The organism is Bradyrhizobium tropiciagri (genome assembly GCF_018130505.1).
GTDB lineage: Bacteria > Pseudomonadota > Alphaproteobacteria > Rhizobiales > Xanthobacteraceae > Bradyrhizobium > Bradyrhizobium tropiciagri_B.
Genome location: NZ_JAFCKH010000013.1, coordinates 236,989 through 262,189, shown reverse-complemented (window position 1 = coordinate 262,189; position 25,201 = coordinate 236,989). Strand labels below are relative to the sequence as shown.

The window sequence follows — 25,201 nt, the reverse complement described above, 5'->3', positions numbered from 1 at the left end:
GTCGGCTATGTCCCCGAACACCCGTCGGTCATGTCCCCGGGCTGAACACTTGACCGGGCGATCCAGTACGCCGCGGCCCATCGGCTCAAGCACTGCTGCCTCTGGAATACTGGATCAGCCGGTCAAGCCGGGTGATGACAGCGGTGGGTGGGATACAGTTGGCTCGTAGGATGGGTAGAGCGAAGCGAAACCCATCATCTCACCGCGAGTGCAATCGATGGGTTTCGCTTCGCTCTACCCATCCTACGGGGCACCGGCACCGCGCGGCCCGCCGTTGTGCCCGAGCTGCCGCGAGATCTCGTTCGCGCAGCCGCGCAGCGCGGCGGCGATCGTGCTGTCCCAATCGACGTCGAAGGTGCCTTCCGGACCCATCGCGGTGATCACCAACGCGACGTGGCCGGCGTGATCGAACACCGGTGCGGCAAAGGCGTTGACGCCGGGCAGGGGATCGCCGATCGCGCGGGCGAGGCCGCGGCTGCGCACCTCGGCGAGCATCTCCGCCGTCTTCGCGCTCGCCGGCGCGCGCTTCGGATTGTAGCCTACGCCGAGCCGGTCGAGGCCGCTCTCGAGCGCGCTCTTCACCGCGTTCGGCGGCATGAAGGCGGCAAAGGCGCGGCCGGTCGCGGTCTCCAGCAGCGCCACCACCGAGCCGACGCGCATCGCGATATGCACCGGATGGCTCGGCTCCTCGAGCCGCACCACGGTCGGGCCATGGGTGCCCCACACCGACAGCGACACGGCGTGACTGATGCCGTCGGCGAGCGTTGCGATCCGCGGCGTCGCGATCCGCACCGCGGAGAGTCGGCGCAGGCTGATCAGCCCGAGCTCGAGCGCCAGCGCGCCGATCTCGTAGCGGCCCGTGGCCTCGTCCTGCTCGATCAGGCCGATGCGCGAAAAGCTCACCAGATAGGGATGCGCCTTGGCCGGCGGCATGCCGGCCTCGCGCGCCAGATCGCGCAGCATCATCGGCTCGCCGCTGCGGGCGAGCGCACGGAGTAATTCCCCGCCGACCTCGATCGACTGTATGCCGCGGCTTTCTCTCGTCATGTCGCCCCGTTCGCGTTCCGGCCTTGCACCTAGCAGGAAACCAGCCGGCCCGCGAGGCGTGCGACGGCACGATCGATCCTGGCGCAGTGTATCAATCCCGTCATCCTGAGGTGCGAGCGGAGCGAGCCTCGAAGGATGAATCGGCCTGGCTGGTGGCCGTGCATCCTTCGAGGGCCGCCGAAGTGGCGGTTACCTCAGGATGACGGGACTCACAGTGTGCTTTCTACTCCCGCCGCCCCCGCAATATGCTTGCCCGCGATATAGCCGAAGGTCAGCGCCGGGCCGAGCGTGATGCCGGCGCCGGGATAGTTGCCGCCCATGATGCTCGCCATGTCGTTGCCGGCGGCATAGAGCCCTTCGATCGGCTGGCCGTCGGCATCGAGCGCGCGGGCGTTGGCGTCGGTCCTGATGCCGGCATAGGTGCCGAGATCTCCGATCACCATCTTGATGGCGTAGAACGGTCCGTGCTCGATCGGCGCGACACAGGGATTGGGCCCGTGCAGTGCATCGCCCTGGTAGCGGTTATAGGCGCGCGAGCCCTTGCCGAAGGCGGGATCGCGGCCCTCGGCCGCCGTCTTGTTGAACTCGGCGACGGTGGCCTCTAACGCCTTGGCGTCGATGCCGGTCTGGGCGGCGAGTTCCGCGAGCGTCGCGCCGCGCTTGAGATAGCCGGTCTTCAGATGATGGCCGAGCGGCATCGGCCGCGGCGGCACGCAGCCGAGACCATAATTGCGCAGCGTCTGGTGATCGCACAGCAAGTAGGCGGCGATCTCCTCGCCGGGCTTCGCCGCCTTGATCATCGCCTGCACGAAGTCGTGGTAGGAGTTGCCCTCATTGGCAAAGCGCTTGCCGTCGGCCATCACCGCGATCACGCCGGGCTTGGCGCGGTCGATGAAGTGCGGCATCACGCCCTTCGAGCCGTCCTTGCGCGTCGTGACCGAGACCGGCACCCAGGCCGCCGCGTTCGGCAGCGAGTCCTCGACGCGGCCGCCGGCGGACTCCGCAAGGCGCAAGCCGTCGCCCGTGTTGCCGGTCGGCCCCGGCGAGTAATGCTCTTTGCCGGTCGGCGCATGCGGAAACATCTTCTGTCGCCGCGCAACGTCATGCGGGAAGCCGCCGCAGGCGAGCACGACGCCGCGCTTCGCGATGACGCGGATGGCGCGGCCCTCGCGCATCACGACCGCTCCGCGCACGACGCCGTTCTCGACGATCAATTCGCGCACCGGCGAGTTGAGCCAGAGCGGGATCTTGAGGTCGAACGCCGATTTCGCCAGCCGGCCGGCCAGCGCGTTGCCGTTGGTCAGCGTCATGCCGCGGCCGTTGCGCGCGACGTCCATGGCGTGCCGTGACAGCCGTTTCGCGACATAGAGCGCCGACGGCAGCGACTTTGTCGCGCGCATGAAGTGGATGATCTCCTTGCCGGAGCCGAGCATCATGCCGAACACGGTGAGCTCGGGCAGGGGGCTGCCGAGATCATTGATGGCCTTGCCCAGTTCGTGGCCGTCGAACGGCCGCGTTACCATCGAGCGGCCGCCCTGTGCGCCGCCGGGTGCCTCGGCATGATAGTCCGGAAAGGTCAGCGGCATGTCGAAGCGCACCGCGGTCTTGGTCGTGAAGAAGTCGACCGCCTTCGGCCCTTCGCTCAGGAACGCATCGACCCGCGCGGCATCGAAACTGTTGCCGGCCTCATGGCGCAGATAGGTCTTGGCCTGATCGGGGCTCTCTTCGATGCCCCAGGCCCTCGCGAGCGAGGTGCCGGGGATCCACAGCCAGCCGCCTGAGCGGGCGGTGGTGCCGCCGAACTTCGGCTCCTTCTCGACCACCAGGACCTTCAGGCCGTGATGGCCAGCGGTGACCGCCGCCGACAGCCCGGCGCAGCCGGAGCCGACGACCAGCGCGTCGCACTCATGGGTTTCTTCGTTGGCCAATTGGTCGATCCTAGTGCTTCAGCAGCGGGCATTTCGACTCGGAGACCGGACGAAAGGCGTCCTCGCCCTTCACGGTCTTGACGATGTCGAGATAGTCCCACGGCTCCTTGGATTCCGACGGCTTCTTCACCTTCGCAAGATACATGTCGCGGATGACGCGGCCATCCTCGCGCAGCCTGCCGCCGTGCACGAAAGTATCCTCGATCGGCAGCTCCCGCATCTTGGCCATCACGACCTTCGGATCGTCGGTGCCGGCGGCCTTGATCGCCTTGAGATAATGCAGCACCGAGCCGTAGACGCCGGTGTGGATCATGGTCGGCATCACATTGGCGCGGGCGTAGAACTTCCTCGACCAGGCGCGCGTCGCATCGTCCATGTTCCAGTAGGATGCCGTCGTCATGTAGGTGCCCTGCGCGGCGTTGAGCCCGATCGCGTGCACGTCGGTGTCGAACATCAACAGGCCGACCAGCTTCTGGCCGCCCTGCACGAGGCCGAATTCGCCGGACTGCTTGATCGCGTTGTCGGTGTCCTGGCCGGCATTGGCGAACGCCACGACGTCGGCCTTCGAGCCCTGCGCCTGCAGCGCGAAGGAGGAGAAGTCGGCGGTGTTGGTCGGATGGCGGACGCCGCCGAGCACCTTGCCGCCCATCTCGTTGATGAAGCGCGTGGCGTCCTTCTCGAGCTGCTGGCCGAAGGCGTAGTCCGCGGTGACGAAGAACCAGGATTTGCCGCCTTGCTGGATCACCGCCGAGGCCGTCACCTTCGACAGCGCATAGGTGTCGTAGGTGAAATGCACCGTGTTCGGGCTGCATAATTCGTCCGTCAGCGAGCTCGCGCCGGGGCCGGACAAGAGCGCGATCTTGTTGCGCTCGCGCACCATGTTGTGCACGGCGATCGCGATGCCGGAGTTCGGGATGTCGACCACCGCATCGACCTTGCCGTTGTCGAACCAGCCGCGCACGATCTGCACGCCGACATCGGTCTTCATCTGATGGTCGGCGGAGACGATCTCGATCGGCTTGCCGAGCACGGTCGGGCCGAATTCCTCCACCGCCATCTTCGCCGCCTCGACCGATCCCGGGCCGGAATTGTCGCGGCCCCAGCTCGACAGGTCGGTCAGCACGCCGATGCGAACGACATCATCGGACACCTGGGCCTGCGCGGCCGACGCCATGGCCGCGAGAATGGCAGCCGCGAAAACGGATCTCATCAAATTCCTCCTGTTCGACGCCCCGCTCTGCGGCGGGATGGCCTGAATTAGTAATTGTACAATCTATTTGTCAATAACTAATTATTGGATTTGTCCCACGACGGCAGTTCGGAGCATGACCGTGGCGGTCACCCTGCAATGACGCGAATGTCAGCGGGCGCGGATCGGCGTGACACTTCACAATCGGTGAGCAAACGCTTACAGGAACCTTACGGGACGGCACTTCGGCAGGGGTGGGCGTTGCTCCGGCATCACTGCGGTGGCGGCAAGTCCCGATGAACCAAGGGGAATTTTCGTAAGCCCGTCGTGTCTTCGTCCGTTCCGGGTGACCGGGACGGCGCATCGCGTCGAGCGGCCTCGATCATAGACGGACCATGTTGAGACAGCTCTTTGCGCCACAGCTCGTCATTCTCTACGTGCTGGTGGCTTCCACACTCTACGTTCATTTCCGCGGCAAGCAGCGGCTGCGCCTCGCGCGCCAACTCGGCGATCACTCCACCTACCTCGCGCCCTACAACGTGCTGATGTATGCCGGCTCGGCGGTGCCGAATACGCCGGTGATCCCGGTCGAGCAGTTTCCCGAGCTGAAGAAGCTGTCGGACAATTGGGAGGCGATCCGCGACGAAGCCTCCCGCCTGTTCGACGAGGGCTTCATCCGCGCCGCCGCCAAGAACAACGACTGGGGCTTCTATTCGTTCTTCAAGAGCGGCTGGAAGCGCTTCTATCTGAAATGGTACGACGACTTCCTGCCGTCGGCGCGCACGCTATGCCCGAAGACGGTCGAGCTCTTGAACTCGATCCCCAACGTGCACGGCGCGATGTTCGCGATGCTGCCGCCGGGCGGCAAGCTCGGCGCGCACCGCGACCCATTCGCCGGCTCGCTGCGCTATCACCTCGGCCTGGTGACGCCGAACTCGAATCAGTGCCGGATCCTCGTCGACGGCGTCGAATGCGTCTGGCGCGACGGCGAGGCCTTCATGTTCGACGAGACCTTCATCCACAGCGCCGAGAACAAGACCGACGTCAACCGCATCATCCTGTTCTGCGACGTCGAGCGGCCGATGAAGTACGGCTTCATGACGCGTATGAACCGCTGGGTCAGCCACAACATCGTCAAGGCGTCGGCGACCCAGAACGTCGACGGCGAGCATGTCGGCGCGCTGAACAAGGTGTTCGGCAAGCTCTACGAGGTCCACCTCGCCAGCCGCAAGGTCAAGGAGTGGAATCGCAAGGTGTACTACACGCTGAAATATTCGGTGACCGCGCTGATCCTCGGCCTGATCGTGATGTCTGCGATCAGGTGATTTGAGCCGTCTGACTTTCCTGCGATCGCTCACGCAAAGCCCCGAACGCATTGTTCGGGGCTTTTGTCTTGTCAATCGACTTCAATTTGACCAAACGGGTAGCCTTCGCGTTCCGATCCGTCGCACCGAGGTGCTACAGTCGGGCGCCGGCATTTTGATTTGAGGGGACCTGTCATGTCCGAGACGTCTTTCGCCACCACCGCGCTGAGCGGCTACGAGTTGCTGGCCGATCCGCAGCTCAACAAGGGCACGGCGTTCTCCGAGGCCGAGCGCGAGGTGTTCGACCTGCATGGCCTGTTGCCGCCCAGTGTGCTGACGCTGGACGAGCAGGTGTCGCGCCGCCTGCAGGCGCTGCGCGGCTTCGAGACCGACCTGGAGCGCTACGCCTTCCTGCGCGAGCTGCAGGACACCAACGAGACGCTGTTCTACGCGCTCCTGGTCGAGAACCTCGAGGAGCTGCTGCCGATCGTCTACACGCCGACCGTCGGCGCCGGTTGCCAGCAGTTCAGCCGGCTGTTCCGCAAGCCGCGCGGGCTGTTCCTCAGCATCCCGCACCAGCACCGGATCGACCGCATCCTGGCGCACCCGCGCTTCGACAAGGTCGAGGCGATCGTGGTCACCGACGGCGAGCGCATCCTCGGCCTCGGCGACCAGGGCGCCGGCGGCATGGGCATCCCGATCGGCAAGCTGTCGCTCTATACCGGCTGCGGCGGGCTGCATCCGGCGACGACGCTGCCGATCCTGCTCGACGTCGGCACCGACAATCCGGACTGCCTCGCCGATCCGCTCTATATCGGCTGGCGCAACGAGCGCGTCCGCGGCCAGCAATATGACGACTTCATCGAGGCCTTCATCGCGGCGGTGGTGAAGCGCTGGCCCCGCGTGCTGCTGCAGTGGGAGGATTTTGCCAAGAACAACGCGACGCGGATGCTGGAGCGCTATCGCGACCGGCTCTGCACCTTCAACGACGACGTCCAGGGCACCGCGGCGGTCGCGACCGGCACCTTGCTTTCCGCGATCAACGTCACCGGCGTGCCGCTCACCGAGCAGCGCGTCGCGGTGCTCGGCGCCGGTTCGGCCGGCTGCGGCATCGCGGGCCTGATCCGCGCCGCGATGCGCGATGCCGGCCTGTCCGAAAGCGAGGCGGCGACGCGGTTCTTCATGGTCGACCGCGACGGGCTGCTCGTCGAGGGCATGAGCGGGCTGGCGCCGTTCCAACTGCCCTTCCTGCAGAACAAGCAGGCGGTCGCCGGCTGGCAGCTCACCCATCCGGACAAGATCGGGCTGCTCGACGTCGTGCGCAACGCGCACCCGACCGTGCTGATCGGCGTCTCGGGCCAGGCCGGCGCGTTCTCCGAGCCGGTGGTCCGCGCGATGGCCGAATGCAACAAGCGGCCGGTGATCTTCCCGCTATCCAATCCGACCTCGCGCGCCGAGGCGACGCCGGCCGACATCGAGGCCTGGACCGAGGGGCGGGCACTGATCGGCGTCGGCAGTCCGTTCCCGCCGATCACGCGCGAGGGCGCGCGCTTCAAGGTCGACCAGACCAACAACTCCTACATCTTCCCCGGCGTCGGCCTCGGCGCGCTCGCGGTCGGCGCCCGCCGCGTCAGCGACGGCATGTTCATGGCGGCCGCCAAGGCGCTGGCCAGCGTCTCGCCGGCCCGCAACAATCCGAAGCACAATCTGCTGCCGCCGGTCAGCGCGCTGCGCGAGGTCGCGGTCACCGTCGCGCTCGCGGTGGCGCTGCAGGCGCACAAGGAGGGCCTCGTCGGCGACGTGCCGCTCGACCAGATCGAGGCGCGCATCCACGCCAAGATGTGGGCGCCGCGCTACGTGCCGTACAAGCGGGCCTGACCGGCGACCGACTAAAGTTCTACACGGCGCGCGGTGCCCGGGAGGAACTCCCGGGCCGGTCGATCGTTTGTAATCAAACGACCAAGACGCAAGATCCACCCAGGGGGCTTGTCCGAGGGAGAGGCTCCCATGGCAACACTTGGCCTCGACGTCAACCGACTTACGCCCGCTGAGCACCAGCTCCAGATGCGTCGCGCGGTGATCGCCTCCACAGTCGGGACCGCGATCGAATGGTATGATTTCTTCCTTTACAGCACCGTCACCGGCCTGGTTTTCGCCAAGCTGTTCTTCCCGCATTCCGATCCCTGGGTCGGCACGCTGGAGGCATTCGCCATCTATGCCGTCGGCTTCGTCGCACGGCCGATCGGCGCGGCGATCTTCGGCCACTATGGCGACCGCATCGGCCGCAAATCGACATTGATCGCGACGCTGCTGCTGATGGGACTGGCGACGGCGGCGGTCGCGATCGTGCCGACCTATGCCAGTGTCGGCATCTGGGGCGCGGTGATCCTGACCGTCCTCCGCTTCATCCAGGGTGTCGGCGTCGGCGGCGAATGGGGCGGCTCGGTGCTGATGTCGATGGAATGGGCGCGCAACGATCGCTCCCGCGGCCTGATCGCGTCATGGCCGCAGTTCGGCGTGCCCTGCGGCCTGTTCCTCGCCAACCTTGCCGTGCTCGCCTTCAGCCAGATGGCGGGCGACCAGTTTCTGGCCTGGGGCTGGCGCATTCCGTTCGCGCTCAGCCTCGTGCTGGTCGGCGTCGGCCTCTACATCCGGCTCGGTATTCTCGAAACGCCGGTGTTTACCAGGCTGCTCGCCGAGCGTCAGCTCGACCGCACGCCGATGCTGACGGTGATCCGGAATCATCCCCGGGAGATCCTGCTGTCCGCCCTCGCGCGCATGGCCGAGCAGGCGCCGTTCTATATCTTCACCGCCTTCGTGTTTTCCTATGGCACCGGCACGCTGCATGTGTCGCGCGACTTCCTGCTGACGGCGGTGCTGGCGGCCTCGGTGCTGTCGTTCGTCTCGATCCCGGTGTTCGGGCATCTGTCAGACCAGATCGGCCGCAAGAACATGTACATGATCGGCGCGGTGGTGACCGGCATCTTCGGCTTCATCTATTTCGCGATGCTCGACACCGGATCGGCGGCGATCATCTTCCTGGCGATCATTCTCTCGCTGGTTCCACATGACATGCTGTACGGGCCGCAGGCCGCCTTGATCGCCGAAAGCTTTACCGGCCGCTTGCGCTACAGCGGCGCATCGCTCGGCTACCAGCTCGCGTCGGTGATCGCTGGCGGTCCCGCGCCGCTGATCGCAGCCTGGCTGTTCGGCACCTATCATTCGGCGACCGCGATCGCGATCTACATCGCGGTCTGCGCCGTCATCACCCTGATCGCGACCGCGCTGATGACCGACTACACCGGCAGGGACATCAACGCGGCGGACGCGCATCAGCGGCGGGTTTGAGCAGCAAGGGAGACCCCAAATGATGAAGTGGCGTAAGGAAGCGGCGCTCGATCTGTATAACCTTGCGGCAGCGATCTTCCTGCTTGCGGCGCCGTGGCTGTTCGTGCGCGCCAACGTGACCGCGGCCGTGGACCTGCGGGTGAGCGGCGCGGTGATCGCGGTACTGTCGCTGGCCGCGATGGTTGCGTTCTCGGTGTGGGAGGAATGGATCAATCTGCTGGCAGGATGCTGGCTGATCGTCTCGCCGTGGCTGCTCGGCTTCACGCATACCCGCGCGATGCATTTTGCGATCGCCGCGGGCGCGGTGGTGGCGTTCATGGCGCTGCTCGAACTGTGGCTGGAATACGAGAAGACGCATCTTGCGCCGGCCGCATCGCAGGCCCTTGAGCGGCATCGCGTCGGCTGAGGCGGTGCGGCATAGAACGCGACGGCGCAAACACGCCTCTGCGAGGCGTCGCGCGCCATTGATTCCCCGTGATGGAAATGTATCGGCGCGCTCGACGTTTTGTTCATGGGAGCCGGGTCTGCCCGGCTCGACCATCGTGTGGAGAAAACCATGACCAAATCGATCTTCATCGCGGCCGCTCTGATCGCAACGGCAGCATTCGCGACCGATGCCTCTGCCGCAACCCGGCACATCGCGACGCGTCACGCCGAGGCGAGCGCAATGACCGACAGCTTCGCCGGCGGTTGCGTGCGCGCGCCTGACGTCGGCGCATTCGCTACGGCACCGTATAAGGCCCCGCCCTGCCTGCCCGGCACGGCGGCGTACTGACCACAGCAAAAGGCCCCGGACGCGATGTCCGGGGCCTTTCTTCAAAGCGATCGATGTGTAGCCCGGATGAAGCGCAGCGCAATCCGGGGCAGTCCCTCCGCGGAGAGACCTTCCCGGATTTCGCGGAGCCTGTCATCGGGCGCGCGTTCGCGCGACCCGTTGGCTCCATCCGGGCTACGGATCGGTCGGGAACCTACTCCGGCTGGCCGATCGAGACCTTCAGCGTGCCGACACCGTCGACGCCGCATTCGAGCTTGTCGCCGGGCTGCAGCTGCGAGACGCCGGCGGGCGTGCCGGTCATGATGATGTCGCCGGCGGCGAGCTTCACCTGCTGCGAGAGCTGCCAGATGATCTCGGGCACGTTCCAGATCAATTCGGTAAGGTCGCCCTTCTGGGTCTCCTTGCCGTTGACGGTGAGCCAGATCTTGCCCGCGGTCGGGTGGCCGATCTTGGCGGCCGGCTGGATCGCCGAGCAGGGCGCGGAATAGTCGAACGACTTGCCGATCTCCCAGGGGCGCTCCTTCTTGCGCGAGGCGATCTGCAGGTCACGGCGGGTCAGGTCGATGCCGACGGCGTAGCCGTAGACGTGATCGAGCGCCTTGTCGGCCGGGATGTTCAGCCCGCCGCTCTTCATCGCGACGATCAGCTCGACCTCGTGATGCAGATCCTTGGTCAGCGGCGGATAGGGGATGGTGGCGCCGTCAGGCACCAGCATGTCGGCGTGCTTGGCGAAGAAGAACGGCGGCGCGCGCTCGTCATTGCCCATCTCCCTGATATGCTCGAGATAGTTGCGGCCGACGCACCAGATCCGGCGCACCGGATAGACGCCGGCCTCTCCGACGACGGGGAGCGAGGCTTGCTGCGGAAGCGGAATGACATAGGAGGCGGCGTTCATGAACGGGTCTCGGAGGGTTGAAGGAGGGAAAGCGACCCGTGTTTACGCGGTTGCGGCGGTCGGGGCTAGGGCCCCCGGCCGCGCCGGGCGCAGATGTGAGGCCAGCTTTCCGCCGGGCAGGGCCCGGCGAGCGGGGCCGTGTCCGTGAGGAAATGGCTCCTGATCGGCCTCGCGGTGGTCGCGGCCGTCCTCGTCGCCGGTGGCGCCGTGGTTTTCGCGGTGATGCCGGAAAAGATCGACCGCGCCCAGAACAGGGTGCAGCGCACAGCGCTCGACATCACGCCCGCGGCGCAGGCGTTGCAGGCGACGCTCGACGTCGCCGACATGCATGCCGACAGCCTGGCGTGGAAGCGCGATCTGTTGGCGCGGGCCGATCACGGCCATGTCGACCTGCCGCGCCTGATCGCGGGGCATTACGCCCTGCAGGTGTTCGCGTCCTTCACCAAATCGCCGAAGGGGCAGAACTACGATTCCAACCCCGGCGACACCGACACGATCACCCAGCTCGCGATCGTCGACCTGCAGCCGCCGCGGACCTGGTTCTCGCTGCTGCAGCGCTCGCTGTGGCACGCCGAGAAGCTGCGCGGCTTTGCCGATGCCTCAGGCGGGCGGCTGCGCGTGATCGCGACGTCCTCCGACATCGACCGGCTGCTCGCCGACCGCAAGGGCGGCGCTGCGGTGGTCGGCGGCATGCTGTCGATCGAGGGCCTGCACGACCTCGAGGGCAACATCGACAATCTCGATGTGCTCTACGCGGCCGGGTTCAGGATGGCGGGCCTGGCGCATTTCTTCGACAACGACATCGCCGGCTCGATGCACGGCGTCGCCAAGGGCGGGCTGACGCCGCTCGGCCGTAAGGTGGTGCAGCGGATGGAGGCGGTCGGCATGGTCGTCGACATCGCGCATGCCAGCCACGCGACGGTCGCCGACGTGCTGGCGATGGCGACGCGGCCTGTGGTATCGAGCCACGGCGGCGTGCAGGCGACCTGCAAGGTCAACCGCAACCTCACCGACGACGAGATCAAGGGCGTGGCGCGGACCGGCGGCGTGGTCGGGATCGGCTTCTGGCAGGGTGCGGTCTGCTCGCTCGATCCGAAGAACGTCGCGCGGGCGATCGCCCATGTCCGCGATCTCGTCGGGATCGATTACGTCGGTCTCGGCTCGGATTTCGACGGTTCGACCACCACCGGCTTCGATGCGAGCGAGATCGTCGCCGTGACCCAGGCGCTGATGCAGAGCGGATTCTCCGAGGACGATATCCGCAAGGTGATGGGCGGCAACGTCCTGCGCGTGCTGCGCGCAGGGCTCATGCCGAAAGCATGATCCGGAAAAGTGTGAAGCGGTTTTCCGAAGAGATCATGCTCAGACAAAAATCTAAAGCGCGATCATCGCGCTTTAGCAAAGGTCTGAGCGCTACGCGGTGGCGCTGATCGGCGCCAGCTCCAGCACGGTCGCGTCGTGACGATGCTGCAGGCGGAAGAACGAGGCGTAGCGGCCGCCGCTACGCAACAGCTCGTCATGCCGGCCGCGCTCCACGATCTGGCCGCCCTCGACGACGAGGATCGCGTCGGCGTGCATGATGGTGTGCAGGCGGTGCGCGATCACGATCGTGGTGCGGTTCCGGCAGAGATGCTCGATCGCCTCCTGCACCTGCTTCTCCGATTCCGAGTCGAGCGCGGCGGTGGCCTCGTCGAGCAGGATGACCGGCGCGTTCTTGATCAGCGCGCGGGCGACCGCGATGCGCTGGCGCTGGCCGCCGGAGAGCTGGGTGCCGTGCTCGCCGACGGGCGTGTCGTAGCCGAGCGGGAAGCCCATGATGAAATCATGCGCGCAGGCCGCCTTCGCGGCGTCGATGATCTCGGCCTCGCTGGCGACTGGCCGGCCGAAGGCGATGTTGTTGCGGATCGAGTCGCGGAACAGATAGACGTCCTGGCCGACATAGGCGGTCTGCTGGCGCAGCGACTTGCGCGACACCGACGAGATCGACTGTCCGTCGATCAGGATCGAGCCCGCCGTCGTCTCGTAGAAGCGCAGCAGCAGGGCCAGCACCGTCGACTTGCCGCCGCCGGAGGGACCGACCAGCGCGGTGACCTTGCCGGGCTCGGCGACGAAGCTCATGCGGTTCAGGACCGGCTCGCCGGGCCGATAGGCGAAGCTGACGTCGCGCAGCTCGATCCGCGCGTCGGAGAGTTGCAGCGCCGGCTTGTCGTCATCGGATTTTTCGCTGGCCGGGCTGTCGATGACTTCGAGCAGCATCCGCGCGCCGACCAACTGGCTGTTGAGATCGATGTTGAGCCGCGCCAGCCGCTTGGCCGGCTCGGTCGCCATCAGGAAGGCGGTCAGGAACGTGAAAAACTGGCCCGGCGAGGAGCCGAGCGCCACCACCCGGTAGCCGCTGTACAGAAGGCAGCCGGCGACCGCGAAGCCGCCGAGCATCTCCATCAGCGGATTGGAGCGGTTGGCGACGCGCGCCATCTTGTTGGCGTTGTTCTCGACGGTCGCGATGTGCTGGTCGATCCGCTGCTGCATCGCGCTTTCCAGCGTGAACGCCTTCACGGTGCGGATGCCCTGCAACGATTCCTGCATCGTCTCCAGGATGTCGGCGGTGCCGGTGAACTGGTTGTAGGCGAGCCCCTTGATCCTCTTCACCAGCTTGCGCAGCACCAGCATCGCCGGTGGCACCGCGACGAGGCCGATGATCGACATCAGCGGGTCCTGCCAGATCATCACCGCGAGCATGCTGATCAACATCAGGAAGTCGCGGCCGATCGCATTCACCAGCATGTTGAGCACGTCGGTGATCGATTTGGCGCCGGCCGTCAGCCGCGCCAGGAATTCCGAAGAGTGCCGCTCCGAGAAGAAGCCGATGCTCTCGTTCATCAGCTTGGCGAACAGCTGGCGCTGGTTGTTGGCGAGGATGGCGTTGGAGATCTTGTTGAGGATCACCATGTGGCCGTAGGTCGCAACGCCCTTGATGAACAGCAGCACGCAGGTGATGCCGGCGAACATCGCGATGCCGGCGATGTTCTTGTCGACATAGGCCTGGTTGATCACCTGGCCGAGCACATAGGTGGCGCCGGCGGTGGCGCCGGCGGCGATCGCCATCAGGCCGAACGCCATCAGATACCGTCGCCAGTAGATGACGCCTTGTTCCATGACCAGGCGGCGAATCAGGATCGCCGCGCCATAGGGATCGTCGGTAATTTTCTTTGGAAACTGGGCCATCCGCGTTCCATTGACGGCGGGCTGTGCCGGCCATCAGGGTTGCGGAGACTCCTTGCCCGCTTGGCGGGGCTTTTTCAAGTCCAATAAAGGCTTGATCTTTAGGCCGATTCTGCCTGTCGCGGGAGGCCGCCCCGTTCCCGGAACAGCTTCTCCTCCCAGGCCAGCGCATGGGTCGCGATGGTCTCGAGATTGTCGTAGCGCGGGGTCCAGTCGAGCGTCGAGCGGATCCGGGTGGTGTCTGCGACCATCGCCGTGATGTCGCCGGGCCGCCGCGCGGCATAGGCGACCGCGAAATTGCGCATCGAAACGCGGCGCACCGCCTCGATCGTCTCGAGCACCGAATAGCCGCGGCCATAGCCGCAGTTCAGCGTCATCGACTGGCCGCCGCCGCGCAGATAGGACAGCGCCGCGCGATGCGCCTCGACGAGGTCGCTGACATGGATGAAGTCGCGGACGCAGCTGCCGTCCGGCGTCGGATAGTCGGTGCCGAACACGTCGATCTTGGCGCGCTGGCCGGTCGCGGCCTCGACCGCGATCTTGAGCAGATGCGTGGCGCCGACGGTGGCGAGGCCGCAGCGGCCATGCGGATCGGCGCCGGCGACGTTGAAGTAGCGCAGCACGACGTAGCCCATGCCGTGCGCCGAAGCGACGTCGTGCAGCATGATCTCGGTCATCAGCTTCGAGGAGCCATAGGGCGACAGCGGCCGGGTCGGCGCGATCTCCGGCACCGGCACCTGGTCCGGATTGCCGTAGACCGCCGCGGTCGAGGAGAAGATGAAGCGGCGGACGCCGCCCTTCACGGCCGCGTTGAGCAGGCTGCGCGTCGTCATGGTGTTGTTGCGGTAGTAGCCGAGCGGATCGCGCATCGATTCCGGCACCACGATCGAGCCGGCGAAATGGATGATGCTGTCGATGCCGTGCTGGGCGATCACGCCCTCGACGAGGTTCTCGTCGCCGGCATCGCCGATGAACAGCGGAACACCCTCGGGGAGGAACGCGGAGAAACCTGTGGAGAGATTGTCGACCACGACGACGTTCTCGCCGGCATCGACCAGCGCATGCACCATGTGACTTCCGATATAGCCGGCGCCGCCGGTCACAAGCACGGTCATCGAACAGCTCTCCCGATATCTTTAACTGGCGATGCTAGCGGGAGCGTGGTGAAGAGGGCGTTTCGCCCCGGCCGAACTGGCCACCATGCTTAATGTTGCGTATAGGAACTGGCGCGAAACGGAGACTTGCGTGCCGATCGAGAACATGTCCGCCGGCGAGCTCGAGCTCATCGTGCCGAATCTGCACAGACGCTATTCCGGCGTCACCGCGACCAACCGCATGGTCGCGCCGCTGCTCGCCGGGATGTTTCGCGCGGCCTGGCTCGGATCGCACCGGCCGGACGGCATCGCCGCGATGGGCTTCTTCGATCTGTTGCGGCTGTGGCGGCGCGCGACGCCGCTGATCTGGCACGCGCGGCGCAACGACGAGATGATCGCAGGGCTGTTGCTGCGCGCGCTCGGCTGGCCGTTGAAACTCGTCTTCACCTCCGCGGCGCAGCGTCATCACACCTGGCTGACGCGGTGGCTGATCCGCAACATGGATGCGATCATCGCGACCAGCCCGCTGTCGGCGTCCTATCTCAAGCGCGACGCGACGGTGGTGATGCATGGCGTCGACACCGATCGCTACGCGCCGCCGGCCGATCGCGCGGCGGCGTTTGCCGAGAGCGGGCTGCCGGGACGATACGCGATTGGCTGCTTCGGCCGCGTGCGCGCGCAGAAGGGCAGCGACGTGTTCGTCGATGCGATGTGCGCCTTGCTGCCGCGCTATCCGGATTTCACCGCAGTGATCGTCGGCGCCGTGGTGCCGGAGCAGCAGGGCTTTGCCAATGAGCTGAAGCAGCGCATCGCGGCCGCGGGCCTTACGTCGCGCATCATCATCACCGGCGAGCTGCCGATCGAGGATGTCGTGCGCTGGTATCAGCGCCTGACGATCTACGCCTTCACCTCGCGCAACGAAGGCTTCGGCCTGACCTTGATCGAGGCGATGTCGGCCGGCGCGGCGCTGGTGGCGGCGCGTGCGGGCGCCGCCGAATTCGTCGTCGAGGACGGCGTCACGGGTGTGCTGACGCTGCCGGGCGACGCCGTTGCGCTGGCCGCCGCGCTGGAGCCCTTGATGCGCGACGTCGCAGCGGCGGAGGCGATGGGGGAGCGGGCGCGGGCGCGGGTTGTGGACAAGTTCAGCCTCGATGCCGAGGCGAGGGCGATCGCCGCGGTCTATCGTTCGCTGATCTGAGCCAGCACGCGCTGGGCGATGCCGACCACTTCTTCGGCCGCGAGATCGCGCATGCAGCGATGATCGTTCATGGTGCAAACCGTGCGCTGGCAGGGCTGGCACGGCAGCTTGCTCTTGGTCTGCAGCACCGTGGCGGCAAGGCCGTTGAGCGGAGCCCAGAGATAGGGGCTGGTCGGGCCGAAGATGCCCATGGTCGGCGTGCCGATCGCGGCCGCGATATGCATCAGCCCCGAATCGTTCGAGATCGCGACGCTGGCTGCGGCCATCGCCAGCACGCCATTGCGCAGGTCGGTGCCGGTGAGATCGCGGACCCGCGGCCCGCCGGCGGCGGTGATCTGCTGCGCCAGCGCCTTCTCGCCGGGGCCGCCGACCACCCAAACGTCGAGCCCACGCTCGGCAAACTGCCGGGCGGCCTCCGGGTAATAGGTCCAGCGCTTCGACTCGCCGACCGAGCCCGGCCCGAGCGCGATGGCGGGGCCGCTGCCCAATCCGTTGGCCTGCCGCCACTTTGCGATCTCGTCCGCGGGAACCTTAAGCTGCGGCACCGGCCATTCCGGCGGCCGCGGCGCGCCGTCGGGCAGCGCCAGCACGGCATTCTTGTCGATGAAGCGCGGCAGCCGCCGCTCGCCCCAGCGCATCGCGTTGATCAGGCCGAATCGGGCCTCGCCGAAGAAGCCGATGCGTTCCGGGATACCAGCGAGGGCCGGCGCCAGCGCCGCCTTCCAGGTGCGCGGCAGCACCAGGGCGGTGGCGTAGTTCCGCTTGCGGAACTCGGCCGCAAGCGCCCACTGCTGGGCCAGCGCCAGCCGGCTGCGCGGCAGGTCGAAAACTACCCCGGCACGGACGCCCGGCATGTAATCGACCAGCGGCGCGCAGAGTTTCGTTACCAGGAGGTCGACCGGCCGGTTCGGCCAGCGCTTGCGAAGCACCCGGACCACGGTTTGGCCACGGACGAAGTCCCCGATCCAGACATAGGGAATCACCAGGATCGGACGCGTATCCGAGGCGTCCTGGGTCTCGATACCTATGACTGAATCATTATTCATATCTAAAAATGGCCAAGCCGGGGCGATTGCGGCCACTCCGGTAACTGGTTCGCACAGGCAGGTAAAGCCGTCGTTGCCTGTGGCGCTGGAGTGGGGCAAAGCTGGCAGCCGCAGTGAAATTTGGTGGGATTTCCATATGTTTCTGGTAACCGGGGGTGCCGGTTTCATCGGATCGAACGTCGTGGCGGCGCTCAATGAGGCCGGCCGCAGCGACGTCGTGGTCGCCGATACCCTCGGGCACGATGGCAAGTGGCGGAACCTCGGCAAGCGCCAGTTGGCCGACCTGGTGCCGCCGGCCGAGCTCGGCGATTGGCTGAAGGGGCGGCGGCTCGATGCCGTCATCCATCTCGGCGCCATCTCGGAGACCACCGCGACCGATGGCGACCTCGTGGTCGAGACCAATTTCCGCCTCTCGCTGCGGCTGCTCGACTGGTGCACCGAGACCGGCACGCCGTTCCTCTACGCCTCCTCGGCCGCGACCTATGGCGACGGCGAGCAGGGTTTCGACGACGATCCGTCGGTCGCGGCGTTGAAGCGGCTGCGGCCGATGAACCTGTATGGCTGGAGCAAGCAGCTGTTCGATCTCGTCGTCGCGGAGCGGGCGGCGCGCGGCGACCGCCTGCCGCCGCAATGGGCGGGGCTGAAGTTCTTCAACGTGTTCGGCCCGAACGAGTATCACAAGGGCACGATGATGAGCGTGCTGGCGCGGCGCTTCGACGACGTCAGAGCCGGCCGAGTTGTGCAGCTGTTCAAGTCGCATCGCGACGGGATCGCCGATGGCGACCAGCGCCGCGATTTCATCTATGTCGACGACGTCGTCACGGTGATGATGTGGCTGCTCGCAACGCCCAAGGTGAGCGGGCTGTTCAATGTCGGAACCGGCGCGGCGCGCAGCTTCAAGGACCTGATCGTTGCGGCCTACGGCGCGCTGGGCCTGCGGCCCAACATCGAATATGTCGACATGCCGGAGCAGATTCGCGGCAGCTACCAGTACTTCACGCAAGCCGCGGTCGATCGCCTGCAGCACGCGGGCTATAACGGCGGCTTCACTGCGCTGGAAGACGCGGTCGAGGCCTATGTGAAGGGCTTCCTCAACCGCGCCGATCGCTATCGCTGAAGCGGGTCATGGTCACAGATGTTCGATTTTGAAGCCATCTCGCGTGCGATGTCCGGCCAGACCGTGCTCTGTGTCGGCGACCTCATGCTCGACGAATTCGTCTATGGCGAGGTGTCGAGGATCTCGCCGGAGGCTCCGGCGCCGGTGATCGCCGTCAGGCGCAGCGAGACCAATATCGGCGGCGCCGGCAATGTCGCGCGCAACATCGCCTCGCTCGGCGGCCGCTGCATCTTCATCGGCCTGATCGGCGAGGATGCCGCCGGCGCGGCACTGACGGCGCAGCTGCAGAAGGAGAGCGGCATCGAGAGCGTGCTGGTGCGCGATGCCACCCGTCCGACCACGCGCAAGGTCCGCTTCGTCTCCGAGCACTTCTCCACCCACATGCTGCGCTCCGACTGGGAGCTGGCCGCGCCGGCCGCGCCCGCCGTCGAGCAGCAGCTGATCGATGCGATCCTGCCGCAGCTCGCGCGCGCCGACATCGTGCTGCTGTCCGACTACGCCAAGGGCGTGCTCACCGCGCGGGTGATCCGCAACGTGATCGACGCCGCGCGGCAGGCGGGCAAGCGCGTGATCGTCGATCCGAAGAGCGCCAATCTTGCGATCTACCGCGGCGCCACCGTGCTGACGCCGAACCGCAAGGAATTCGCCGAGGCGACGCGCAGCCGCGCCGACACCCAGGACAGCATCGCCCAGGCCGCGCCCGATGCGATGGTGCTTGCCGATTGCGAGGCGATGCTGGTGACGCAGGGCGAGCGCGGCATGACGCTGGTGACGCGCGACGGCCAGTCCATTCACGTGCCGGCATTGCCGGTCAAGGTGCGCGACGTCTCGGGCGCCGGCGACACCGTCGCCGCGGCGCTGTCGCTGTCGCTGGCCGCCGGCGCGGACTGGGACGGCGCGTTGCGGATCGCCAGCGCCGCGGCCGCGGTCGCGGTCGGCAAGACCGGCACCGCGATCGTCAAGCCGGACGAGTTGCGGCGGCGGATCCTGCCGCACGCCTCGCTGGTGGCGGAGGACAAGATCGTCCCGGCCGGCGGCGATCTCGACGCGCATCTCGCCGAATGGCGCAGCCAGGATCTGCGCATCGGTTTCACCAATGGCTGCTTCGACATCCTGCATCCCGGCCACGTCAAGGTGCTGACCGCGGCGCGCAAGGCCTGCGACCGCCTGATCGTCGGCCTCAACAGCGATGCCTCGGTGCAGCGGCTGAAGGGCGAGGGGCGCCCGGTGCAGGACGAGCGGGCGCGCGCCGAGGTGCTGGCGGCGCTCGAGGCGGTCGACCTCGTCGCGATCTTCGAGGAGGACACGCCGATCGAACTGATCAGGCGGGTGCGGCCGAGCGTGCTGGTCAAGGGCGGCGACTACACCCGCGACCAGGTGGTCGGCCATGAGATCGTCGAGGCCGCCGGCGGCGAGGTGCTGCTGATCGATATCCTGCCGGGCCACAGCACGACGTCGCTGGTCGATCGTGCCCGCGGAGGCAAGGCGTGAGCGTGAGCATGGCCTCCTTGCCGCCGGCCGCGGCGCTGCCCGCATGGCGCGATCCGGTGCGATGGCGGCTGACCAGCGATGTGGTCGCGGTGCTGATTGCGCTGTCATTGCCGTGGTCGACCTCGCTGGTCGGCATCTTCGGCGTGGTGCTGCTGCTCGCGATCGCGCCGACGATCGACCTGCGGGCCTTCTGGGCGCTGCTGAAGCGGCCGATCTGCGTGGTGCCGATCATGCTGTTCGGTCTCGCGCTGGTCGGCACGCTCTGGTCGGATGCGGTCTGGCGCGCGCGGTTCTACGCGGTCGAGCCGACCGCCAAGCTGCTGGTGCTGCCGGTGCTGTTCTATCACTTCCAGCGCTCGACGCGCGGCACCTGGGTGTTCGTCGCGTTCCTGGTCTCCTGCACGCTGCTGATGGCGATGTCCTGGCTGGTGCTGAAATATCCAGGTCTCACGCTGAAGCCGCCGAGCACCGCCGAGCGCGGCATCTTCGTCAAGGATCACATCAACCAGAGCCAGGAGTTCACCCTGTGCGCGGTGGCGCTGTGCTATCCGATCGTGATGCTGCTGCGCGCGAAGCGCTTCCTGCCGGCCGCGCTGCTGGCGGTGATCGCGGTCAGCTTCTTCGCCAACATGGCGTTCGTGGTGGTGTCGCGGACCGCGCTGGTCACGGTGCCGATCATGTTCACGGTGTTCGCGCTGCTGCATCTGCGCTGGCGCAGCATCGTGCTGATCCTGTGCGGGGTCGCCGCGCTCTCCGTGGTGGCGTGGTATTCATCGCCGCAATTGCGCCAGACCGCCGAGTCGTTCAACCGCGACTACCAGCTCTACAAGCAGCGCAACGCGCCGACCTCGATCGGGCTGCGGCTGGAATTCTGGCGCAAGTCGCTCGGCTTCTTTGCCGAGGCGCCGCTGATCGGCCACGGTACCGGCGCCACGCGGGGGCTGTTCGAGCGCGTCGCCACCGGCGGCGTCAGAAGCGCCTCGGGTGAGGTAATCGGCAATCCGCACAATCAAACGTTGAACGTCGCCGTGCAGTGGGGCATGATCGGCGTTGCGCTGCTGTATGCGATGTGGATACTGCATTTGTTGCTGTTCCGCGGCGGCGGTCTCGTCAATTGGGTCGGGCTCCTCGTCGTGGTACAGAATGTTTTTTCATCATTGTTCAATTCTCACATATTCGATTTTCACGAGGGATGGATGTATGTGCTGGGGGTCGGCGTCGCCGGCGGCATGGCGTTGAAGGGGCGGGCGGGGGCCGGCACGGAACCCGAACGTCCGATCCGGCCATGATCGCAAGTCCGCCCATGATCCCAATCCGGCAATGATCCCAATCCGTTCATGATCGCTGGCATGCGCGCAGCAGATGCGCTATCAGCCCATGACGTCTCGTCCCAAATTCCAGCTTTGTCGTTGACCCGTCCACTGCATGACGCGCCTTTCACAGTTCACTCTGCGCAACTTCCTGATCCTGGCCCATGACGCGCTCGCCACGGCGTTCGCGTTGCTGGCGAGCTTCTATCTGCGGTTCGAGGGCAATTTGCTCGCCGACCGGCTGCCGCAGTTGCTGCGCATCCTGCCCTGGTTCGTGCTGTTCAGCATCGTGGTCAGCTATCTGTCCAACCTGACCACGGCGAAATGGCGCTTCACCTCGCTGCCGGATGCGGTGAACATCCTGCGCGTCGCGGTGATACTGACGCTGGCGCTCGTGGTGCTGGACTATGTCTACTTCTTCACCGGGGCGGGCGCGCACGGCTCGGTGTTCCTCGGCCGCATCACGATCATCCTGTTCTTCTTCCTCGAAGTCGCCGCGCTGAGCGCGCTGCGGCTCGGCTATCGCTATTTCCGCTACTCGCGCACCCGCCTGCATGCCCGCTCCGACAACGCCGCGCCGGCGCTGCTGGTCGGACGCACCGCGGACGCCGAGGTGGTGCTGCGCGGCATCGAGAACGGCGCCATCAAGCGGCTTTGGCCGGTCGGCGTGGTGTCGCCATCGCCGTCGGACCGCGGCCAGATGATCCGCAACATCCCCGTGGTCGGCGGCGTCGACGACATCGAGGCCGTGATTCGCGACTTCGAGGCCCGGCAGCGCCCGATCAAGCGGGTGGTCATGACACCGTCGGCGTTCGAGCCGGAGGCGCACCCGGAAAGCGTGCTGATGCGCGCCAAGCGGCTCGGCATGATGGTCAGCCGCCTGCCGTCGCTGGAGAGCGGTGACGCGCCGCGCCTCACCAATGTCGCGGTCGAGGACCTCTTGCTGCGGCCGACCCAGAAGATCGACTATGCACGGCTCGAGGCATTGGTGAAGGGAAGGTCGGTGATCGTGACCGGCGGCGGCGGCTCGATCGGCGCGGAGATCTGCGACCGCGTCGCGACCTTCGGCGCGGCGCGCCTGTTGGTGGTCGAGAATTCGGAGCCGGCGCTCTATGCCGTGACCGAGGCGCTGTCCGCCCGCGACACCGGCGCCTTGATCGAGGGCCGCATCGCCGACATCAGGGACCGCGAGCGCATCGCGCGACTGATGCGCGAGTTCAAGCCCGATATCGTGTTCCACGCGGCGGCGCTCAAGCATGTGCCGATCCTCGAGCGCGACTGGAGCGAGGGCGTCAAGACCAACATCTTCGGCTCGGTCAACGTCGCCGACGCCGCGCTCGCCGCCGGCGCCAGCGCCATGGTCATGATCTCGACCGACAAGGCGATCGAGCCGGTGTCGATGCTCGGGCTGACCAAGCGGTTCGCGGAAATGTACTGCCAGGCGCTCGATCACGACCTGATGGCCCAGGCCGGCAGCAAGCCGCATATGCGCCTGATCTCGGTGCGGTTCGGCAACGTGCTGGCCTCCAACGGCTCGGTGGTGCCGAAGTTCAAGGCCCAGATCGAGGCCGGCGGGCCGATCACGGTCACCCATCCGGACATGGTCCGCTACTTCATGACCATCCGCGAGGCCTGCGACCTCGTGATCACGGCGGCGACGCACGCGATGACGCCGGCGCGGCCCGACGTCTCGGTCTACGTGCTGAACATGGGACAGCCGGTCAAGATCGTCGATCTCGCCGAGCGGATGATCCGCCTGTCCGGCCTGCAGCCGGGCGTCGACGTCGAGATCGTGTTCAGCGGCATCCGCCCCGGCGAGCGGCTGAACGAGATCCTGTTCGCCAGCCAGGAGCCGACCATCGAGATCGGCGTCGACGGCATGATGGCGGCCAAGCCGAACCAGCCGCCGATGCTGACGCTGCGCAAATGGCTCGCGGCGCTGGAGGAGGCGATCGAGAAGGACGACCGCCTGACCATCCGCGCCGTGCTGCAGGACGCCGTGCCGGAGTTCGGATCGAATGCCGCCTGATCGCGCCCTCGCGCGCGGCACGGACGCTCCATCGCGAAAGCCGCTGATGCGTAGTCCCAACAAAGTGGTCGTCGTCAGCCAGCACTATCCGCCGGATCATTCGACGACCGCCGCGATCATGGCTGCGATCGCCGAGCGGATCGCTGACGATGCCGAGGTGATGGTGGTCTCCGGCATGCCGGGCTCGGCAAATCCGGCGGCGCCCGGACGGCCCGTCGTGGTCGAGATCAAGAACCGCCTGCCGGGCAAGGCGGCGCTGATCAAGCGCGCGCTGGCCGAGCTGCTGTTCACGGTGCGGATTTTCATCGCGCTGCTGACGCGGCTCAAGCGCGGCGACGTCGCGCTGACCGTGACCGCGCCCTTCGTGCTGCCCTATGCGGTGGCCGCCGCGGCGCGGCTCAAGGGCGCCAAGTCGGCGCTGATCCTGCATGATTTGTTTCCGGATGTGCTGGTCATGGCCGGCCTGCTGCGGCCGACCTCGCTGGTCGCGCGCGCGATGCGCGGCATCAACGCGCTGATGTTCCGCGCGCTGAACGCGGTGATCGTGATCGGCCGCGACGCCGAGAAGCTGCTGCTGCGCTACCGCGGCATGACGCCGGACAAGATCAGGTTCATCCCGAACTGGGCGACGCTCGCGCCCGCCGCGCGGCCGGTGAGCCCGGACAATCCGTTCCGCAAGGCGATCGCCGCGCGCTTCGTGGTCGGGCTGTCGGGCAATCTCGGCTTCACCCACGATCCGGACATCGTGTTCGAGGCGGCACGGCTGTTGCGCGACGAGGCTGACATCCACTTCCTGCTCTCGGGCTGGGGCATCGGCTTCGATCGCCTGAAGGACATGCAGTCCGCGGCGCAGCTCGGCAATGTCACGCTGGTCGACCGTGTCGCCGACGGCGAGCTCGATGCGCTTCTCTCCAGCGCCGATGTGTGGCTTATTCCCTACCGCAAGGACGTCGCCGGCGTGTCGGTGCCGAGCCGGTTCTACAATCTGCTCGCGGCCGGCCGTCCGGTGATCCTGGTCTCCGAGCCGGAGGCCGAGGCCGCGCTGACGGTGAAGGAGAGCGGGCTCGGCTGGGTCGTGACGCCGGGCCGGCCCGATCAGCTCGCCGACGCGGTTCGGCTCGCCTCGCGATCGCAGGACGCCGCGATGGCCGAGCGGGCGGTGGCGGCGGCGCGGACCTTCAGTCCGGAGCGGGCGCTCGGCAGCTATGCCGCCCTGATCGGGGAGTTGCTGTGCAATCGCGAGCTGGAGCGGACGGCATGAACGACGGTCGACCGAAGGTTCTGGTGACGGGCGCAAGCGGCTTCGTCGGCCGCCACGTGCTGCCCGTGCTGGAGCGCCACGGCTGGTCGACGCGCCGCGCGGTGCGAACCTCGCCGCAGTACGCCAATGACGTCAGGATCGACGCGCTCGGCCCGACCACGGATTGGAGCGCCGCGCTCGCCGGGGTGGATGCCGTAGTGCATCTTGCCGCGCGCGTCCATCACCAGGACGAGGAGCATGCGGTCGAGCTCTACCACAACATCAATGTCGGCGGGACGCTGCATCTGGCGCGCGCCGCGATCGCAGCCGGCGTGCGCGATTTCGTCTTCGTCAGCACGATCCTGGTCCACGGGCGCAGCAACAACGGGCGCCCGCCGTTTCGCGAGGACGATGTGCTGACGCCGCGCGGCCTTTACGGCATGTCGAAAGCGGCCGCCGAAGTCGGCTTGAAGGAACTGGCGCCGGGCAGCGGCATGCGGGTGACCGTGATCCGGCCGCCCTTGATCTACGGCGCTGGGGCCAAGGGCAATTTCGCGCTGCTCGAAAAGGCGGTGAAGCGCGGCATTCCGCTGCCGCTCGCCAACATCGACAACCGCCGCGCGTTCCTGTCGGTGCAGAATCTCGCCGCGTTCATCCTGCATCGCCTGACGTATCCGGGACAGGATTTCGATGTGTTCCTGGTGGCCGACAGCGAGCAGGTGTCGACGCCGCAGTTCATCGAGCGCCTCGCTTACGCTGCGCACACCTCGCCGCGTCTGTTCCGGTTGCCGGCACCGCTGCTGCGCTCGTTGCTCAAGGTCAGCGGTCGCACTGAAGCCAATGACAGCCTGCTCGGCTCGCTCGAGCTCGACCTCTCCAAGCTCGCCGGAAGCGGCTGGTCGCCGCCGGTCAGTCTCGACGAGGGCCTCAGGCTCGCTTTGGATCACGCCGCGGACTGAACGCTGCGG

Annotated in this window: 20 protein-coding genes; 13 read left to right on the top strand and 7 right to left on the bottom strand. The window is 66.8% G+C overall.

Going from position 1 to position 25,201, the window contains the following annotated elements; all coding sequences use genetic code 11:
- Positions 1-243: 243 nt before the first annotated feature.
- The 3 genes from JQ633_RS30170 to JQ633_RS30160 form a co-directional block, all read right to left on the bottom strand.
- Positions 244-1,047 (bottom strand): IclR family transcriptional regulator, encoded by an 804-nt coding sequence (locus JQ633_RS30170; RefSeq protein WP_211988984.1) that lies wholly within the window; start codon positions 1,045-1,047, stop codon positions 244-246.
- Positions 1,048-1,256: 209 nt separating this feature from the next.
- Positions 1,257-2,975 carry an FAD-dependent oxidoreductase gene (locus JQ633_RS30165; RefSeq protein WP_211988980.1) on the bottom strand — a complete coding sequence of 573 codons (1,719 nt, stop codon included), beginning with the start codon at positions 2,973-2,975 and terminating at the stop codon, positions 1,257-1,259.
- Positions 2,976-2,985: 10 nt separating this feature from the next.
- Positions 2,986-4,185: an ABC transporter substrate-binding protein gene (locus JQ633_RS30160; RefSeq protein ID WP_211988978.1), complete on the bottom strand. Its 1,200-nt coding sequence runs from the start codon at positions 4,183-4,185 to the stop codon at positions 2,986-2,988.
- A gap of 374 nt (positions 4,186-4,559) precedes the next feature.
- On the opposite strand from JQ633_RS30160, the gene JQ633_RS30155 reads away from it, so the two are divergent.
- From JQ633_RS30155 to JQ633_RS30135, 5 genes are all read left to right on the top strand, one after another.
- Complete coding sequence (locus tag JQ633_RS30155) at positions 4,560-5,489, top strand: aspartyl/asparaginyl beta-hydroxylase domain-containing protein (protein WP_211988976.1); 930 nt, start codon at positions 4,560-4,562, stop codon at positions 5,487-5,489.
- A gap of 174 nt (positions 5,490-5,663) precedes the next feature.
- The gene (locus tag JQ633_RS30150; protein ID WP_211988973.1) at positions 5,664-7,346 is read left to right on the top strand and encodes an NAD-dependent malic enzyme; all 1,683 of its coding nucleotides are present in this window, start codon (positions 5,664-5,666) and stop codon (positions 7,344-7,346) included.
- Positions 7,347-7,475: 129 nt separating this feature from the next.
- On the top strand, positions 7,476-8,816 hold the full coding sequence (locus tag JQ633_RS30145) for an MFS transporter (RefSeq protein WP_211988972.1): 1,341 nt from the start codon (positions 7,476-7,478) through the stop codon (positions 8,814-8,816).
- A gap of 19 nt (positions 8,817-8,835) precedes the next feature.
- Positions 8,836-9,222 carry an SPW repeat protein gene (locus JQ633_RS30140; protein ID WP_211988971.1) on the top strand — a complete coding sequence of 129 codons (387 nt, stop codon included), beginning with the start codon at positions 8,836-8,838 and terminating at the stop codon, positions 9,220-9,222.
- Between the two features lie 150 nt (positions 9,223-9,372).
- Positions 9,373-9,591, top strand: a complete 219-nt coding sequence (locus JQ633_RS30135) for a hypothetical protein (RefSeq protein WP_211988970.1) — start codon at positions 9,373-9,375, stop codon at positions 9,589-9,591.
- 193 nt (positions 9,592-9,784) lie between these two features.
- On the opposite strand, the gene JQ633_RS30130 is transcribed toward JQ633_RS30135, so the two are convergent.
- Positions 9,785-10,486 carry a fumarylacetoacetate hydrolase family protein gene (locus JQ633_RS30130; RefSeq protein ID WP_211988969.1) on the bottom strand — a complete coding sequence of 234 codons (702 nt, stop codon included), beginning with the start codon at positions 10,484-10,486 and terminating at the stop codon, positions 9,785-9,787.
- Positions 10,487-10,630: 144 nt separating this feature from the next.
- Here JQ633_RS30130 and JQ633_RS30125 point away from each other — a divergent pair, with 144 nt between their 5' ends.
- Entirely contained in the window at positions 10,631-11,809 is a 1,179-nt protein-coding gene (locus tag JQ633_RS30125) for a dipeptidase (RefSeq protein ID WP_211988960.1), read from the top strand.
- A 90-nt stretch (positions 11,810-11,899) separates the two neighbouring features.
- Here JQ633_RS30125 and JQ633_RS30120 read toward each other — a convergent pair whose 3' ends face one another.
- Both JQ633_RS30120 and galE read right to left on the bottom strand, forming a co-directional pair.
- Positions 11,900-13,711 (bottom strand): ABC transporter ATP-binding protein, encoded by a 1,812-nt coding sequence (locus JQ633_RS30120; RefSeq protein ID WP_211988958.1) that lies wholly within the window; start codon positions 13,709-13,711, stop codon positions 11,900-11,902.
- A gap of 98 nt (positions 13,712-13,809) precedes the next feature.
- Positions 13,810-14,823, bottom strand: a complete 1,014-nt coding sequence (gene galE / locus JQ633_RS30115) for a UDP-glucose 4-epimerase GalE (protein WP_211988956.1) — start codon at positions 14,821-14,823, stop codon at positions 13,810-13,812.
- A gap of 145 nt (positions 14,824-14,968) precedes the next feature.
- Between galE and JQ633_RS30110 the strand changes: the two genes are divergently transcribed.
- A complete protein-coding gene (locus tag JQ633_RS30110; RefSeq protein WP_433995709.1) occupies positions 14,969-16,000 on the top strand; it encodes a glycosyltransferase family 4 protein in 1,032 nt (343 codons plus the stop codon).
- Here the strand turns inward: JQ633_RS30110 and waaF are convergent.
- On the bottom strand, positions 15,982-17,046 hold the full coding sequence (gene waaF / locus JQ633_RS30105; RefSeq protein WP_211988954.1) for a lipopolysaccharide heptosyltransferase II: 1,065 nt from the start codon (positions 17,044-17,046) through the stop codon (positions 15,982-15,984). The genes JQ633_RS30110 and waaF overlap by 19 nt on opposite strands.
- Positions 17,047-17,182: 136 nt before the next feature.
- Between waaF and rfaD the strand changes: the two genes are divergently transcribed.
- The 6 genes from rfaD (at position 17,183) to JQ633_RS30075 (ending at position 25,192) form a co-directional block, all read left to right on the top strand.
- Positions 17,183-18,163, top strand: a complete 981-nt coding sequence (rfaD, locus tag JQ633_RS30100; protein WP_211988951.1) for an ADP-glyceromanno-heptose 6-epimerase — start codon at positions 17,183-17,185, stop codon at positions 18,161-18,163.
- Between the two features lie 18 nt (positions 18,164-18,181).
- Complete coding sequence (rfaE1, locus tag JQ633_RS30095) at positions 18,182-19,654, top strand: D-glycero-beta-D-manno-heptose-7-phosphate kinase (protein WP_211988949.1); 1,473 nt, start codon at positions 18,182-18,184, stop codon at positions 19,652-19,654.
- Between the two features lie 8 nt (positions 19,655-19,662).
- Positions 19,663-20,943 (top strand): O-antigen ligase family protein, encoded by a 1,281-nt coding sequence (locus JQ633_RS30090; protein WP_211988947.1) that lies wholly within the window; start codon positions 19,663-19,665, stop codon positions 20,941-20,943.
- Positions 20,944-21,079: 136 nt separating this feature from the next.
- Entirely contained in the window at positions 21,080-22,993 is a 1,914-nt protein-coding gene (locus JQ633_RS30085) for a nucleoside-diphosphate sugar epimerase/dehydratase (protein ID WP_211988945.1), read from the top strand.
- A gap of 46 nt (positions 22,994-23,039) precedes the next feature.
- Positions 23,040-24,254, top strand: a complete 1,215-nt coding sequence (locus tag JQ633_RS30080; protein WP_211988943.1) for a glycosyltransferase family 4 protein — start codon at positions 23,040-23,042, stop codon at positions 24,252-24,254.
- Positions 24,251-25,192, top strand: a complete 942-nt coding sequence (locus JQ633_RS30075; protein WP_211988941.1) for an NAD-dependent epimerase/dehydratase family protein — start codon at positions 24,251-24,253, stop codon at positions 25,190-25,192. The genes JQ633_RS30080 and JQ633_RS30075 overlap by 4 nt, the downstream gene beginning before the upstream one ends.
- Positions 25,193-25,201: the final 9 nt, after the last annotated feature.

Excerpts from the sequence above, each read along its gene's own strand:
- JQ633_RS30170 (WP_211988984.1), bottom strand. The coding sequence starts at position 1,047 with ATGACGAGAGAAAGCCGCGGCATACAGTCGATCGAGGTCGGCGGGGAA.
- JQ633_RS30160 (WP_211988978.1), bottom strand. The coding sequence starts at position 4,185 with ATGAGATCCGTTTTCGCGGCTGCCATTCTCGCGGCCATGGCGTCGGCC.
- JQ633_RS30155 (WP_211988976.1), top strand. The coding sequence starts at position 4,560 with ATGTTGAGACAGCTCTTTGCGCCACAGCTCGTCATTCTCTACGTGCTG.
- JQ633_RS30150 (WP_211988973.1), top strand. The coding sequence starts at position 5,664 with ATGTCCGAGACGTCTTTCGCCACCACCGCGCTGAGCGGCTACGAGTTG.
- JQ633_RS30145 (WP_211988972.1), top strand. The coding sequence starts at position 7,476 with ATGGCAACACTTGGCCTCGACGTCAACCGACTTACGCCCGCTGAGCAC.
- JQ633_RS30140 (WP_211988971.1), top strand. The coding sequence starts at position 8,836 with ATGATGAAGTGGCGTAAGGAAGCGGCGCTCGATCTGTATAACCTTGCG.
- JQ633_RS30135 (WP_211988970.1), top strand. The coding sequence starts at position 9,373 with ATGACCAAATCGATCTTCATCGCGGCCGCTCTGATCGCAACGGCAGCA.
- JQ633_RS30130 (WP_211988969.1), bottom strand. The coding sequence starts at position 10,486 with ATGAACGCCGCCTCCTATGTCATTCCGCTTCCGCAGCAAGCCTCGCTC.
- JQ633_RS30120 (WP_211988958.1), bottom strand. The coding sequence starts at position 13,711 with ATGGCCCAGTTTCCAAAGAAAATTACCGACGATCCCTATGGCGCGGCG.
- galE (WP_211988956.1), bottom strand. The coding sequence starts at position 14,823 with ATGACCGTGCTTGTGACCGGCGGCGCCGGCTATATCGGAAGTCACATG.
- JQ633_RS30110 (WP_433995709.1), top strand. The coding sequence starts at position 14,969 with ATGTCCGCCGGCGAGCTCGAGCTCATCGTGCCGAATCTGCACAGACGC.
- waaF (WP_211988954.1), bottom strand. The coding sequence starts at position 17,046 with ATGAATAATGATTCAGTCATAGGTATCGAGACCCAGGACGCCTCGGAT.
- rfaD (WP_211988951.1), top strand. The coding sequence starts at position 17,183 with ATGTTTCTGGTAACCGGGGGTGCCGGTTTCATCGGATCGAACGTCGTG.
- rfaE1 (WP_211988949.1), top strand. The coding sequence starts at position 18,182 with ATGTTCGATTTTGAAGCCATCTCGCGTGCGATGTCCGGCCAGACCGTG.
- JQ633_RS30090 (WP_211988947.1), top strand. The coding sequence starts at position 19,663 with ATGGCCTCCTTGCCGCCGGCCGCGGCGCTGCCCGCATGGCGCGATCCG.
- JQ633_RS30085 (WP_211988945.1), top strand. The coding sequence starts at position 21,080 with ATGACGCGCCTTTCACAGTTCACTCTGCGCAACTTCCTGATCCTGGCC.
- JQ633_RS30080 (WP_211988943.1), top strand. The coding sequence starts at position 23,040 with ATGCGTAGTCCCAACAAAGTGGTCGTCGTCAGCCAGCACTATCCGCCG.
- JQ633_RS30075 (WP_211988941.1), top strand. The coding sequence starts at position 24,251 with ATGAACGACGGTCGACCGAAGGTTCTGGTGACGGGCGCAAGCGGCTTC.